Genomic DNA, 13,467 nt, shown 5'->3' with positions numbered 1-13,467 from the left:
CGGCCGAGAAGGCTGCGGCGCGCGCGGCACGCGCCGCACTTGGGCGCCTGCTTGCGCAGGGCACTGTGAGGATCGGCAATATCAGCGGCGGGAAGTATTACGGACGGGTGCTTGCCGACGTGACGACGGAACCGGGCGGCGATGTAGCTTCGCGTCTGCTCGACGCCCGGCTCGTTGCCGCCTATGGCGGCGGACGGCGGGCTTCGTTTGTGTGCTGAGGGGTCAGCGCCTCTTTTCAAAAGCGGAACCCTATCTCAAAACAAAAGGCCGTTCCCGAAGGAACGGCCCCGTGTTTTCGAATTCTCACGCGGTCATGGCTGGTCTGCGGTGGCAGTCCATCCGCGCTTCATGCGCTTCAGCGGGAAGACTGCTCCCCGCGAAGGCAATCCATCGAGACCACGCTTGAACGGAAATCACTCGACATTGGATCACCTCCTTTCGGTTCGTTGACGACACCACCAATGTGGAGGCGATACCGCCTTCCTACAAGAGGTAAACGAAAAACGCCGCGCAGGCCTGCGCGCGCCCGGATCCTCAGCCCTTCCTGTTCTGGCGATTCTCGACCAGGTCGTCGACCACGGCGGGATCGGCGAGCGTCGACGTGTCGCCAAGTGCGCCATAATCGTCCTCGGCGATCTTGCGGAGGATGCGACGCATGATCTTGCCCGAGCGTGTCTTCGGCAGGCCGGGCGCGAACTGGATCTTGTCCGGTGAAGCGATCGGCCCGATCTCACTGCGGACATGGGCGACGAGTTCCTTCTTGAGCTCTTCGGAACCTTCTTCGCCGGCCATGAGGGTCACATAGCAGTAGATGCCCTGGCCCTTCACATCGTGCGGGTAGCCGACAACGGCGGCTTCCGACACCTTGTCATGGCTGACAAGCGCGGATTCGACCTCCGCCGTGCCCATGCGGTGGCCTGACACGTTGATGACGTCATCGACGCGACCGGTGATCCAGTAATAGCCATCCTCGTCGCGGCGACAGCCATCACCGGTGAAATACTTGCCCTTGTAGGTGGAGAAGTAGGTCTGGATGAAGCGCTCATGGTCGCCATAGACGGAGCGCATCTGGCCCGGCCAGGAATCGGTGATGCACAGATTGCCGCTGGTCGCGCCGTCGAGAACCTGTCCCTCGCCGTCAACGAGCTGCGGCTGGACGCCGAAGAACGGACGCGTGGCAGAACCCGCCTTCAGGTCCGTTGCACCCGGAAGCGGCGTGATGAGGATGCCGCCGGTCTCCGTCTGCCACCATGTGTCGACGATCGGTGATTTCTTGTCGCCGACGACGTTGTAATACCACTCCCAGGCCTCCGGATTGATCGGCTCGCCGACCGAACCCAGGATGCGCAGCGATTTGCGCGAGGCGCGGGTGACGAATTCGTCGCCGGCGCCATCAGGGCGCGAATCGCGGTGGGGGCGGTGTAGAAGATGTTGACATTGTGCTTGTCGACAACCTGCCAGAAGCGGGAGGCGTCCGGGTAGTTGGGCACGCCCTCGAACATCAGGGTGATGGCGCCGTTGGCCAGCGGCCCATAGACGATGTAGCTGTGGCCGGTGACCCAGCCCACATCGGCGGTGCACCAGTAGACGTCGCCATCGTGATAGTCGAAGACATATTCATGTGTCATCGAGGCATAGACGAGATAGCCGCCCGTGGTGTGCAGAACACCCTTCGGCTTGCCGGTCGAGCCCGACGTATAGAGGATGAACAGCGGGTCTTCCGCCTTCATCTTCTCCGGCTTGCACTCTGGCTTCGCCTTCGCGGTTTCCTCGTGGTACCAGAGATCGCGGTCCTCGAACCAGTTGATCTTGCCGGCAGTGCGCTGGACAACCAGAACGTGGCGCACTTTTGCGCCAGCCTTTTCGGCCAGTGCGATGGCCTTGTCGGTGTTTTCCTTGAGCGGAATCTTCTTGCCGCCGCGCAGACCCTCATCGGCGGTTATGACGAAATCCGACTGGCAGTCCTCGATGCGGCCGGCAAGCGAATCGGGCGAGAACCCGCCGAACACGACCGAGTGGACCGCGCCGATGCGCGCGCAGGCGAGCATCGCATAGGTGGCTTCCGGGATCATCGGCATGTAGATGGTGACGCGGTCGCCCTTCTTGACGCCGCGCGACTTCAGCACGTTGGCGAGCCGGCAGACTTTCTCGTAGAGCTCGTTATAGGTGATCTTCTTGTCGTCGTAGGGATTGTCACCTTCCCAGATGATGGCGGTCTGGTTGCCGCGCTTTTTCAAATGGCGGTCGATGCAGTTGTAGGCGACGTTCGTCACGCCGTCCTCGAACCATTTGATCGAAACCTTGCCCTTGAAGGAGGTGTTCTTCACCTTGGTGTAAGGCTTGAACCAGTCGATGCGCTTGCCGTGCTTCTTCCAGAATTTTTCCGGATCCTTGACGCTGTCCTTGTACCATTTGAGATACGTCTCATCGTCGATGAGCGCGTTTTTCTTCCACGCGGATTTGACGCGGTGAACGTGGACTTCGGACATTTTTCCTCCTCCGGGTAGGCACTTGCTGGGACTGGAGCTGCGCATCGAGACGCAGGGTCCGCTGGCTCGCGCGCATTATTACCATTCTGCCTGCCGCTACAACATTAGACATTTGGTGGCAGCGGTAGAACCGCACAAAACGCATGGGCCAGAGCGTTAGCACCGATGGATTCCGGCTGCTAACAATCTGTATTTACACGATAAATTTACGCATATGTGACAGCATCAGGCTGGACGAAGAATCGCTTTCGCCGCACAATTTCTCAATCCGGAACCTGATTCGGAAAGGAAGCACATGCAGCAGAAGGGCGAAATGGAGCTGATGCTCCGGGGCTATGGACTGACGACGGCAGAGTTTCTTTATCACATGCCGGATCATCCGACGATCCTGCAGAGTTTTCTATGGCAGCATTACGACACAGCACCGGATTTTCCGGCACTCTACCGGTTTATCGACTTCTGGAACGAGACGCTTGACGGGCCGCTTCATTCGGTCACCTACACGCACAGGAAACTGATCTCGCCGAGCGAGTGGCGTAGCGTGGCCGGCGAGCTTGTCCTGCACTGATGCCTGTTGGGGTCAGGCCGCTGCCGGGCGTGGAGCCTCCTCCTCACTCCATGCCCGGCTGCATCGCAGGGTCAGACGGCGGGCGGGCTGAGGCGGGCGAACGCCTCCTGCCGCCGGTAGGGGAAGTAGGGATAGGCGGCATCGGTGAGGCTTGCCGCATCGAGCTTCGCGATCTGTTCATCCGACAGCGACCAGCCGATAGCGCCGAGATTTTGACGTAGCTGTTCCTCGTTGCGGGCACCGATAATGACGGAGGAGACGCTCGGCCGACGTGTAAGCCAGTTGATTGCTATCTGTGGAACCGTTCTCCCGGTTTCCTCGGCCACGTCCTCTAGCGCATCCACCACGCGATAAAGCTGTCCCTGGTCAACGGGCGGGCCGAAGCTGGCCGTATCGTGCAGGCGGCTGCCCTCGGGGAGGGGAACGCCACGACGGATCTTGCCGGTAAGCCGGCCCCAGCCGAGTGGACTCCAGACCAGCGCGCCGACACCCTGATCGAGGCCGAGCGGCATCAGTTCCCATTCGTAATCGCGGCCGACCAGCGAATAGTAGACCTGGTGCGCGACATAGCGCTGCCAGCCATGACGCTCAGCGGCCGCCAGCGACTTCATCACCTGCCAGCCGGAAAAATTGGATACGCCGAGATAGCGCAGTTTGCCGGCGCGCACGAGATCATCAAGGGTCGACAGAATCTCCTCGACCGGCGTTGCGGCATCGAAGGCATGCAGTTGCAGGAGGTCGATGTAGTCGGTTCCGAGGCGTTTCAGGGCCGCGTCGACACTGCGAACGAGACGGGCGCGCGAGGTGCCGGCATCGGCAGGACCGTCGCCTGTGGGCAGGGCCGTTTTGGTGGAGATCACAACAGCGTCTCGACGGCCCTTGATGGCCTCGCCAAGGACCGTTTCGGAAGCGCCGTCTGAATAGACGTCTGCAGTGTCGAAGAGGTTGAGCCCGGCGTCGAGGCAGATGTCGATGAGACGGCGGGCCTCATTGGCATCTGTGTTGCCCCAGGCCCCGAACAATGGACCGGTGCCGCCGAAGGTCCCCGTGCCGAAGCTCAAGACCGGGACCTTCAGGCCCGATGCTCCGAGATTTCTGTATTCCATGATTTGCTCCCTGGTTGGGTAGAGGATGACGGGTCAGGATGTGGCGGGGTCGCAGACGGCTTCCCGGGTTGTGCGCCGATGCTCCATGCGGTGCGCAGCGAACGCGACCGCGAAAGCCGCCATGGGCACGAGACCGGCGATCCAGATGACGGCGCCAAGGCCGGGGCCGTGGTCGATCACCGCGCCGCCGAGCCAGGCACCGATCGCATTGCCGAGATTGAAGGCGGCGATGTTGAAGGAGGAGGCGAGGCCCTGGCCGGCGCCCTCGGCCTTGTCGAGCACCCACATCTGCAGGGGCGGCACGGTGGCGAAGGCGGCAGCACCAAACACCCCGATGGCGATCACGGCGGTTGCCTTTTCGTGGACGGCGAAGCTTATGGCAAAGAGGACGGTCGAGAGCAGGGCGAGTGATCCGAGAACGGCCGGTCTGAGCCATCGATCGGCGAATTTCCCGCCGATGAGGTTTCCGGCGATGAGGCCGCCGCCGAAGACGAGCAGGATGGGTGAGACTGCGCTTTCTGAAAAGCCGGTGATGCGTGTGAGGATAGGCGCGATATAGGTGAAGGCAGCAAACACGCCGACCCAGCTCAGCACCGTTGTCAGAAGGCCGAGGAGCACCTGCGGGCGGGCCAGCACGGCGAGCGTGTTTCCGCTGTCGTCCTCACCAGCGGAAGCATCGTCGCGCGGAACAAAGATGGCGATGATGGCCAGGGCTGCAAGGCCCACCACTGTGACGGCCCAGAATGTGGAGCGCCAACCGAATGCCTGACCGAGCCAGGTGCCGAACGGCACACCGAGAATGTTTGCCACGGTGAGGCCGGTAAACATGATGGCGATGGCCGAGGCCCGCCTGTCGGGGGAGACAAGGCCGGTGGCCACCACGGAGCCAACACCGAAGAACGATGCGTGTGCAAAGGCCGTCAGCACGCGCGCGGCCATGAGGGCCCAGTAGTTGGGCGCAAGCGCGCAGGCGAGGTTGCCGAGCGTGAAGATGACCATCAGGGCGATCAGCAGGGTCTTGCGGGACCAGCGTCCAGTCAGAGCGCCCAGAATGGGCGCGCCGGCCACCACGCCGAGCGCATAACCGGAAATGAGGAGACCGGCTGCGGAGATGGTGACATCAAGATCGGCGCTCACCTCCAGAAGCAGGCCCATGATGACGAATTCGGTAACGCCGATGCCGAAAGCGCCGGCGGTCAGCGCGTAGAGTGCAAGGGGCATGTCAAAGGCTCTTGTCGTTGCGAAAGGGCGAATTTGGATTGATCACTTGCGTTTAGATGGACGTCTGCCAATTGATGAATTAGACTTCGAAAAATAAAATCATCATGGAATTCAATTCATAAATGGCGCGTATCGACATAAACCGTTCCGGTGAGATCGAAGTGTTCGTGCGGGTGGTGGAATTGCAGAGTTTTTCAGCCGCGGCGCGCGATCTGAAGATGACGCCGTCCGCCGTCAGCAAGCTGGTGGCGCGGCTCGAGGCCCGGCTTGGAACGCGGCTGCTGCGTCGCTCCACGCGCCGGCTTCAGATAACCCCGGAGGGAAGCGCTTTCTATCAAAGCGGTGTGCGCATTCTGGCGGATATCCAGGCGGCTGAACAGGAAGCTGCGGCGGGATCCGCGCCGCGCGGGCGCCTCAGGGTCAACTCGAACGTGCCTTTCGGCCAGAACCGGCTGATCCCGCTGCTTCCAGAATTCATGGCCCGCTATCCGGATGTGGTTGTGGATCTGGTGTTGACGGATCGGGTGATCGATCTGATCGAGGAGCGGGCGGATGTTGCCATCCGTGCCGGAGCGCTCGCCGAATCGAGCCTGATTGCGCGCAAGCTTGGTGATAGCGGCATGGCCGTCGTGGCCGCGCCTTCTTATCTGGAAGTACATGGACGGCCGGAGAGCCCGGCCGACCTTGCCGGCCATGCGCTGCTCGGCTTCTGCTTTTCGCGCATTCATGAAGGGTGGCCCTTCACCGGACCGGAGGGGATGAAGAGCAGCATCCCGCCCACTGCCGGCACGCTTGTCAGTGACGGTGAGGCCATGCGGTTGATGGCGCTGGCGGGCGCGGGCATCGCCCGCCATGCCCGCTGGCACATTCAGCCGGACATTGACGCGGGGCGGCTGGTGCCGCTCTTGGAGGATTTTAATCCGGGCGATCGCGAGGGCGTCTATGCAGTCTATGTCGGACAGGGAAAATTCCTCCCGACCCGCGTCCGGGCATTCCTCGATTTTCTGGCCGAGAAGGTCGATATCCGCTAATCCGGGCCAGCCATTGTGCCTATATTCCTACCCCTTCGCCGCCGATGTAGATTCTTCCTCAGAAAATCAGGCCGCGCGAACCGGAATCGCTGTGAGTCCGGTTGCCGCGCGCCGAGTGGCGGAAGGGGCAGCTATGAACGGGCTTGCGAGAGTTTGCTGGATCACAGCCCCGCTTTACGCGGTGCTTGGGATGAGCTTTGGAATTTATATGGCGGCTTCGGGCGATCACACACTGGCGCCTGCGCATGGACATCTGAATCTTCTTGGATGGGTGACCATCGCGCTGTACGGCACCTTTTATACCGTGATGCCTCAGGCAGCGGAGGGGCGGCTGGCGAGGTTGCAGGTGCTTCTTGCCCAGCTCGGAGTGATCGTCATGGCACCGGGCATCGTGTTTGCGATCCTGGGAATGGGCGAAGGGTTGGCGAAAGCCGGCGCGGTGCTCACCCTGCTCGGAGCGCTGCTGTTTCTCATTGTTGTCGTGCGTGCCACGGGGCGCTCAGCGGCGGGTGCCTGATCCCTCAACGCGCGCCGAAGATTGCTGATCCGACGCGCACGCTGGTGGCTCCGAAAGCGATGGCTTTCTCGAAGTCGCCCGACATGCCCATGGAGCATTTCTCGACGCCGGCCTCGGCGGCGAGCTTCTTCAACAGCGCGAAATGCGGGCCGGGGTTTTCGTCGAGCGGCGGGATGCACATGAGACCCTCGATGGCGAGGCCGTATTCCTCGCGGCAATGTTTGACGAAGGTGACGGCCTGACGCGGGTCGATGCCGGCTTTCTGTTCTTCGAGGCCAGTGTTGACCTGGACATAAAGACGCGGTTGGCGGCCCTGTTTCTGCATCTCGGTCGAGAGCGCGCGGGCGATCTTTTCGCGATCGATGCTCTCGATAACATCGAACAGGGCAACTGCATCGGCGGCCTTGTTGGACTGCAGCGGGCCGATCAGGCGCAGCTCGATGTCGGGATGGGCCTCCTTCAGCGCGGGCCATTTGCCCTGGGCTTCCTGGACGCGGTTTTCGCCGAAAACACGCTGGCCCGCCTCGATGACCGGGCGGATCTGATCTGCATCGAACGTCTTGGAAACGGCGACCAGTGTGACCGGCTCGCCTGAGCGTCCGGCAGCTTTCTCCGCCGCTGCTATCTTCGCTTTGACATCCTGCAAATTCTCGACGGCGTGGCTCATCGGTTCGCTGATCCCTCTTCCAAAAAGGCCTCTTGGAGTTGACGCTTCGGCGAAACCATGGTGAAGGTCCGCCGACATCATTTCCGCTTCTTATCTTGTGAAAATCCTGCCATGGCAACCGAACGTTACAATCCCCGTGTCGCAGAACCCCGCTGGCAGAAAGCCTGGGACGAGGCAAAGCTGTTCGAGGCCAGCAATGATGACGGGCGGCCGAAATATTATGTGCTCGAGATGTTTCCCTATCCGTCCGGGCGCATTCACATCGGCCACACGCGCAATTACACGATGGGCGACGTGGTCGCGCGTTATAAGCGCGCCAGGGGCTACAATGTTCTGCACCCGATGGGCTGGGACGCGTTCGGCATGCCGGCGGAAAACGCGGCGATGCAGAACAAGGTGCATCCCAAGGAGTGGACCTATCAGAACATCGCGGTGATGCGCGACCAGCTCAAGACCTTTGGCCTGTCGCTCGATTGGAGCCGCGAATTCGCCACCTGTGACGTGGATTATTACCATCGCCAGCAGATGCTGTTCGTCGACTTCTTCGAGAAGGGACTGGTGACGCGCAAGACCTCCAAAGTCAACTGGGACCCGGTGGACCAGACCGTGCTCGCCAACGAGCAGGTGATCGACGGTCGCGGCTGGCGCTCCGGCGCGGAAGTGGAACAGCGCGAGCTGGCGCAGTGGTTCTTCAAGATCACCGATTATGCGCAGGATCTGGTCGACGCCATCGACGATCTGGACCAGTGGCCGGAAAAGGTGCGCCTGATGCAGCGCAACTGGATCGGCCGTTCGGAAGGCATGCTGATCCGCTGGGCGTTTGCCGAGGAGACGGTGCCCGAGGGCGTGAATGAGCTGGAGGTCTACACGACCCGGCCCGACACGCTGTTTGGCGCTTCCTTCATGGCGATTGCCGCCGACCACCCGCTAGCGAAGACACTGGCTGCCGAGAATGCTGAGCTTGCCGCATTCTGCGAAGAATGCCGCCGCATGGGCACCTCGGCTGCAGCACTTGAGACGGCTGAGAAGAAGGGCTTCGACACGGGCGTGCGCGTGCGCCATCCCTTCGATCCGGAATGGACGCTGCCGGTCTATGTCGCCAATTTCGTGCTGATGGATTACGGCACGGGCGCGATTTTCGCTGTCCGTCGGGCGACCAGCGCGACCTCGACTTCGCCAACAAATACGGCCTGCCGGTGACGCCGGTGGTGATGCCGGAAGGCGCGGATGCCGCGACCTTCCAGATCACCGAGGAAGCCTTCACCGACGATGGCGTGATGATCAATTCGCGCTTCCTCGATGGCTTGAAGCCGAAGGCGGCGTTCGAGGAGGTGGCCAACCGCCTGTCCTCGGAGACGATCAATGGCCGACCGGTGGGCGAGCGCAAGGTGAATTTCCGCCTGCGCGACTGGGGTGTATCGCGGCAGCGCTACTGGGGCTGTCCGATCCCGATGATCCATTGCGACGATTGCGGTGTCGTGCCGGTGCCGAAATCCGACATGCCGGTCAAGCTGCCCGACGATATCGACTTCGAAAAGCCGGGCAATCCGCTGGACAGGCATCCGACCTGGAAGCATGTCAAATGTCCGAAATGCGGCGGCGATGCGCGGCGCGAGACGGACACGATGGACACGTTTGTGGATTCGTCGTGGTATTTCGCGCGCTTCACTGCGCCGTGGGAGAATGACCCGACCGATCCGAAGGCCGCCAATGAATGGCTTCCGGTTGACCAGTATATCGGCGGCATCGAGCATGCGATCCTGCACCTGCTCTATTCGCGCTTCTTCGCCCGCGCCATGAGCGCGACGGGCCATCTGGACGTGGCCGAGCCTTTCAAGGGCCTGTTCACACAGGGCATGGTGGTGCACGAGACCTATCGCGCCGAAGATGGCCGGTGGCTGGCTCCGAACGAGATCGAACTCTCCGGTTCGGGAGATGATCGCAAGGCGGTGGAGATCGCCACGGGTGAGCCCGCATCCATCGGCTCGCTGGAGAAGATGTCGAAGTCGAAGAAGAACACGGTGAGCCCCGAGGACATCATCGAGTCCTTCGGCGCGGATACGGCGCGCTGGTTCATGCTGTCCGATTCCCCGCCCGAGCGCGACGTGGAATGGACGGACGATGGCGCGACCGGGGCGCACCGGTTCGTACAGCGTGTTTGGCGTCTGGTCTCCGAAGTTGCGGATCATGTGCGTGGTGTGGCGCCGAAGGCGGCGCATGAGGCTCTGCCGTTGCGACTTCGAAGGCGGCGCACAAGGCCTTGAAGGCCGTGGGCGAAGACATCGAGAAGCTGGCCTTCAACCGTGCCATTGCGCGCGTTCATCAGCTCGTCAACGATCTGCAGGAGCCGCTTTCGGCGCTGGCCGGAGCGGACGAAGCGGTGAAGGGCGCGACGCGCGAGGCCGTCGACATCCTGATCCATCTGGTCGCGCCCTTCATGCCGCATCTGGCCGAAGAGTGCTGGGCTGCGATCGGCGGTGAGGGGCTGGTCGCTGCGAGCGCCTGGCCGGCGTTCGATCCGGCGCTGGTCGTGGACAATGAAATCGTCCTGCCCGTTCAGATCAACGGCAAGAAGCGTGGTGATTTGACAATTGCGCGCGACGCAGATCAATCTGCCGTCAAAGATGCGGTGCTCCAGCTCGATTTCGTCCAGAAGGCGCTGAACGGTTCTGAGCCGCGCAAGGTGATCGTCGTTCCGCAGCGCATCGTCAACATCGTTGCCTGATGCCGCGGGACCCGGATTGATGCTGTTTGGAAAACAGGGGGAAAGCTTGAACCCGACGTTTCGCGTTTCGCTTCTGGCTGGTCTGGCACTCTCATTGGCGGTGGTGTCCGGCTGCACGGTGCGCCCCCTGATGGCCACGCCGGATGTAACGACAAGCGGCTATGCCTCTGTGCCCGCCCTGTCGTCAATCGCCATTGCGCCGGTCGACACACGCTATGGGCAGGAGGTTCGCAACCACCTGATTTTCCTGCTCAATGGCGGAGCCGGCCAGCCCGCAGGCGCACGGTATACGGTTGATCTTTCCGTGACGCGGTCGAGCACCGCGGCGGCGCGCGTGCAGGTTCGTACCGACAATGAGCCCACCTCCAGTCTCATGACCATGACGGCGGATTACAAGGTTACCGACAGCGGCACCGGCAGTGTGGTTGCGACCGGGCGCCGCCAGATTTCCTCGGCCTACGATGTGCCTCGACAGGAGTTCGCCGCGCTGCGCGCAGAACGCGATGCGGAAAACCGCGCTGCCCGCGAACTGGCGGAGCAATTGCGTCTGGCGCTGGGGCAGGACCTGGCGCGCGCGGAGAACGGATCATAACACTGCTGCCCTCAGCGGCCGTCGTTTCGCTGCACATGGACGTTGTAATCTTGCATTCGTGTCATTGCGTCGTCACAGTATTCGGTGAAACAGCCTGTGAGGCGTGATCTCTGAATGTTGCGCTATTTCCGTGGAAGCTCATCTTCCGACAAGTCGAAGGAGCGGAGTGACGGTGATGACGAGAACCGAAATGCTGCAGGGGGCACTTCGTCCATGGCTCTGCACACGACGCTGACCTCGGTTGCTGCGGTTCTTGGTAGCCGCGTACTGGGCCGCGACGTCTATACGCCCGAAACGCCGCATGTGGTCGATCAACTGATTGCCGAGCGCACCACGCATCTTTCGCAGAATATGCTGTGGCCGCTGGCCCAACCCTTTCTCTACCGCTTTCTGCACTACCGGCAGGCCGTGACCATGGCCGACGAGGTTGCAGAATTATCCGGTCGGGATGCCTTCGCCTATATCAGCCGGCTTCTTTCACTGGAAATTTCGGCGAGCGGGCTGGAGAACATTCCGGTTTCGGGCGGCTTTATCCTTGCGCCGAATCATCCGACCGGCATTGCCGACGGCATCGCCGTCTACGACATGATGAAGGCCGTTCGTCCGGATATGGCGATTTTCGCCAACCGGGATGCCCTGCGTGTCAATTCGCGGTTCCGCGATCTGATCATTCCGGTGGAATGGCGCGCGGGTGAAAAGTCTCACGCCAAGAGCCGGGATACGCTGGAAATGACCGCCAAGGCGTTCAACGCCGGCAAGGCCATCGTGCTCTTCCCCTCCGGACGCATCGCCTACTGGAACAGGGACAAGCTGACCGAACGCCCCTGGCAGCCTTCCGTGGTGGCGCTCGCGCGGCGCTATCAGGTGCCGGTCATTCCAATGAACATGACGGCGCGCAATTCGGGCCTGTTCTATCTGCTCTCGCGCTATTCGACAGAACTGCGCGACATGACGCTGTTCCACGAGCTTCTGAACAAGAAGGGCCGGGCGATCAGCATGGTGATTGGCAAACCGATCATGCCCGAAGCGCTGGGTGAGGGTGAGCCTGCGGATGTGGCCGCGCGCCTTCAGGAGCACACGGTGCAACGGCTGCGCGACGACCCGGACGCGACCTTTTAAAGCGCGGCGCGATCTTTCAGATTCGCTCTGTGCGCTTTAGGTCCTTGATTTGACGCATGTCTTTGTCCCGAAACCGGTGCCCACTTTCGAGAGACATGCGTTGGGATTTGCGGCGAGCGTGCCGATTGGCGTGCGACGGTAGAAATCAGTTTTCGGAGAAGAAGGGCGCGCCTGCCGTTGTTGCTGGCGCTTGGCCCTCATCCTTACCTTCTCCCCGCAGGCGGGGAGAAGGGGGCGTCTGTGTCGGTGCGAATCTTGCACCGAGGTTGCTTCCGGCTGTTTAGCCTCAGCCGATCTTCTGGCCGGTCTTCGCCCAGTCGGCGAGGAAGGCTTCGAGGCCCTTGTCGGTGAGCGGGTGCTTGACCAGCACCTTCAAAACGGACGGCGGCACGGTTGCGACGTCGGAGCCGATCAGGGCGGCCTGCTTCACGTGGTTTACGGTGCGGATAGAGGCTGCGAGGATTTCAGTGCCGAAATCGTAATTGTCGTAGATCGTGCGGATCTCGGCGATCAGGTCCATGCCATCGATACCCATGTCGTCGAGACGACCGATGAAGGGCGAGATGAAGGTGGCGCCGGCCTTGGCGGCGAGCAGCGCCTGATTGGCCGAGAAGCAGAGCGTGACATTGACGAGGCGGCCCGAAGAGGTGATCGCCTTGCAGGCCTTGAGGCCGTCCATGGTGAGTGGCACCTTGATGCAGATGTTGTCGGCGATCTTGGAGAGAACCTCTGCCTCTTTCATCATGCCTTCGAAGTCGGTCGCGGTGACTTCGGCGGAAACCGGGCCATCGACGATGTCACAGATTTCCTTCGTCACTTCCATGATGTCGCGGCCCGACTTCATGATCAGCGACGGGTTCGTGGTGACGCCATCGAGCAGACCGGTGTCGCTCAATTCGCGGATTTCATTGACGTCGGCGGTGTCGACGAAGAACTTCATGACAAACTCCTTAGGCAGTCCGAAGGCGGGGATTGAGAGGATGCACACTCATCCTCCATATGTTCGGTCTTTGCTCTAATGCAAGAACAGGGCAAGGTCACGCCCGATGACAAAAGATTCGCCAATGAGCTCCGTTGTTCCGGTCATGGTGCCGATGCCGGCCGAGCGGCCCTACTCATATGCCGTGCCCGAGGGCATGCGCGTGGAGCCGGGCTCCATCGTGCGCGTGCCGCTGGGGCCGCGCGAGGTGGCTGGCATCGTGTGGGACGGGTCGGGCGAGGCGGTGGCGGCGAAAAAGCTTCGGGCCATTGCCGGGGTTTTCGACTGTCCGCCGATCCCCGAAGAGATGCGCCGGTTCGTCGACTGGGTAGCAAGCTATACGCTTTCGCCGCCCGGTATGGTGGCGCGCATGCTGCTGCGTGCGCCGGCGGCCTTCGATCCCGAGCCACCGACCGAGGGCTGCGGCTTGTGGAGGGCATGGGCCCGACCGGC

The 13,467-nt window shown here is 61.8% G+C and carries 10 protein-coding genes and 3 pseudogenes; 8 read left to right on the top strand and 5 right to left on the bottom strand.

Features of this window, described 5'->3' with window-relative positions; genetic code table 11:
* Window positions 1-218, top strand: a pseudogene (locus JCM21793_RS29540) (thermonuclease family protein); the annotation flags it as partial.
* Window positions 219-534: 316 nt separating this feature from the next.
* Here JCM21793_RS29540 and acs read toward each other — a convergent pair.
* Window positions 535-2,489, bottom strand: a pseudogene (gene acs, locus JCM21793_RS27250) (acetate--CoA ligase).
* Window positions 2,490-2,784: 295 nt separating this feature from the next.
* On the opposite strand from acs, the gene JCM21793_RS20055 reads away from it, so the two are divergent.
* Entirely contained in the window at window positions 2,785-3,057 is a 273-nt protein-coding gene (locus tag JCM21793_RS20055) for an usg protein (protein ID WP_007010905.1), read from the top strand.
* Between the two features lie 71 nt (window positions 3,058-3,128).
* Here the strand turns inward: JCM21793_RS20055 and JCM21793_RS20050 are convergent, their stop codons facing one another.
* Window positions 3,129-4,163 carry an aldo/keto reductase gene (locus JCM21793_RS20050; RefSeq protein WP_025031508.1) on the bottom strand — a complete coding sequence of 345 codons (1,035 nt, stop codon included), beginning with the start codon at window positions 4,161-4,163 and terminating at the stop codon, window positions 3,129-3,131.
* Window positions 4,164-4,196: 33 nt separating this feature from the next.
* Complete coding sequence (locus JCM21793_RS20045) at window positions 4,197-5,384, bottom strand: MFS transporter (RefSeq protein WP_025031507.1); 1,188 nt, start codon at window positions 5,382-5,384, stop codon at window positions 4,197-4,199.
* A gap of 122 nt (window positions 5,385-5,506) precedes the next feature.
* Here JCM21793_RS20045 and JCM21793_RS20040 point away from each other — a divergent pair, with 122 nt between their 5' ends.
* Both JCM21793_RS20040 and JCM21793_RS20035 read left to right on the top strand, forming a co-directional pair.
* Window positions 5,507-6,415, top strand: a complete 909-nt coding sequence (locus JCM21793_RS20040) for a LysR family transcriptional regulator (protein ID WP_025031506.1) — start codon at window positions 5,507-5,509, stop codon at window positions 6,413-6,415.
* Window positions 6,416-6,605: 190 nt separating this feature from the next.
* A complete protein-coding gene (locus tag JCM21793_RS20035) occupies window positions 6,606-6,932 on the top strand; it encodes a hypothetical protein (protein WP_306306783.1) in 327 nt (108 codons plus the stop codon).
* A gap of 4 nt (window positions 6,933-6,936) precedes the next feature.
* On the opposite strand, the gene JCM21793_RS20030 is transcribed toward JCM21793_RS20035, so the two are convergent.
* Complete coding sequence (locus JCM21793_RS20030; RefSeq protein ID WP_007009208.1) at window positions 6,937-7,599, bottom strand: YggS family pyridoxal phosphate-dependent enzyme; 663 nt, start codon at window positions 7,597-7,599, stop codon at window positions 6,937-6,939.
* Window positions 7,600-7,710: 111 nt separating this feature from the next.
* Between JCM21793_RS20030 and leuS the strand changes: the two are divergent.
* The 3 genes and pseudogenes from leuS to JCM21793_RS20015 all read left to right on the top strand — a co-directional run bounded on the left by leuS (window position 7,711) and on the right by JCM21793_RS20015 (window position 12,035).
* Window positions 7,711-10,324, top strand: a pseudogene (gene leuS / locus JCM21793_RS27245) (leucine--tRNA ligase).
* A 46-nt stretch (window positions 10,325-10,370) separates the two neighbouring features.
* Window positions 10,371-10,916 carry an LPS assembly lipoprotein LptE gene (gene lptE, locus JCM21793_RS20020; RefSeq protein ID WP_036541066.1) on the top strand — a complete coding sequence of 182 codons (546 nt, stop codon included), beginning with the start codon at window positions 10,371-10,373 and terminating at the stop codon, window positions 10,914-10,916.
* 114 nt (window positions 10,917-11,030) lie between these two features.
* A complete protein-coding gene (locus tag JCM21793_RS20015; protein WP_244439902.1) occupies window positions 11,031-12,035 on the top strand; it encodes a 1-acyl-sn-glycerol-3-phosphate acyltransferase in 1,005 nt (334 codons plus the stop codon).
* 286 nt (window positions 12,036-12,321) lie between these two features.
* On the opposite strand, the gene fsa is transcribed toward JCM21793_RS20015, so the two are convergent.
* Window positions 12,322-12,975, bottom strand: a complete 654-nt coding sequence (fsa, locus tag JCM21793_RS20010; RefSeq protein WP_007009212.1) for a fructose-6-phosphate aldolase — start codon at window positions 12,973-12,975, stop codon at window positions 12,322-12,324.
* 106 nt (window positions 12,976-13,081) lie between these two features.
* Here fsa and JCM21793_RS27240 point away from each other — a divergent pair.
* Window positions 13,082-13,467: primosomal protein N' family DNA-binding protein (locus tag JCM21793_RS27240; RefSeq protein ID WP_502685581.1), on the top strand; the 386-nt coding region annotated here is incomplete at its 3' end.

Source organism: Nitratireductor aquibiodomus NL21 = JCM 21793, from assembly GCF_000615975.1.
GTDB classification, from domain to species: Bacteria; Pseudomonadota; Alphaproteobacteria; order Rhizobiales; family Rhizobiaceae; genus Nitratireductor; species Nitratireductor aquibiodomus.
This window is presented reverse-complemented; position numbering and strand designations above follow the sequence as displayed.

What these genes read in the sequence shown, in the direction of transcription:
- JCM21793_RS20050 (WP_025031508.1), bottom strand. Translation starts at nt 4,163, where the DNA reads ATGGAATACAGAAATCTCGGAGCATCGGGCCTGAAGGTCCCGGTCTTG.
- JCM21793_RS20040 (WP_025031506.1), top strand. Translation starts at nt 5,507, where the DNA reads ATGGCGCGTATCGACATAAACCGTTCCGGTGAGATCGAAGTGTTCGTG.
- JCM21793_RS20055 (WP_007010905.1), top strand. Translation starts at nt 2,785, where the DNA reads ATGCAGCAGAAGGGCGAAATGGAGCTGATGCTCCGGGGCTATGGACTG.
- JCM21793_RS20015 (WP_244439902.1), top strand. Translation starts at nt 11,031, where the DNA reads ATGTTGCGCTATTTCCGTGGAAGCTCATCTTCCGACAAGTCGAAGGAG.
- JCM21793_RS20035 (WP_306306783.1), top strand. Translation starts at nt 6,606, where the DNA reads ATGAGCTTTGGAATTTATATGGCGGCTTCGGGCGATCACACACTGGCG.
- fsa (WP_007009212.1), bottom strand. Translation starts at nt 12,975, where the DNA reads ATGAAGTTCTTCGTCGACACCGCCGACGTCAATGAAATCCGCGAATTG.
- JCM21793_RS20045 (WP_025031507.1), bottom strand. Translation starts at nt 5,384, where the DNA reads ATGCCCCTTGCACTCTACGCGCTGACCGCCGGCGCTTTCGGCATCGGC.
- JCM21793_RS20030 (WP_007009208.1), bottom strand. Translation starts at nt 7,599, where the DNA reads ATGAGCCACGCCGTCGAGAATTTGCAGGATGTCAAAGCGAAGATAGCA.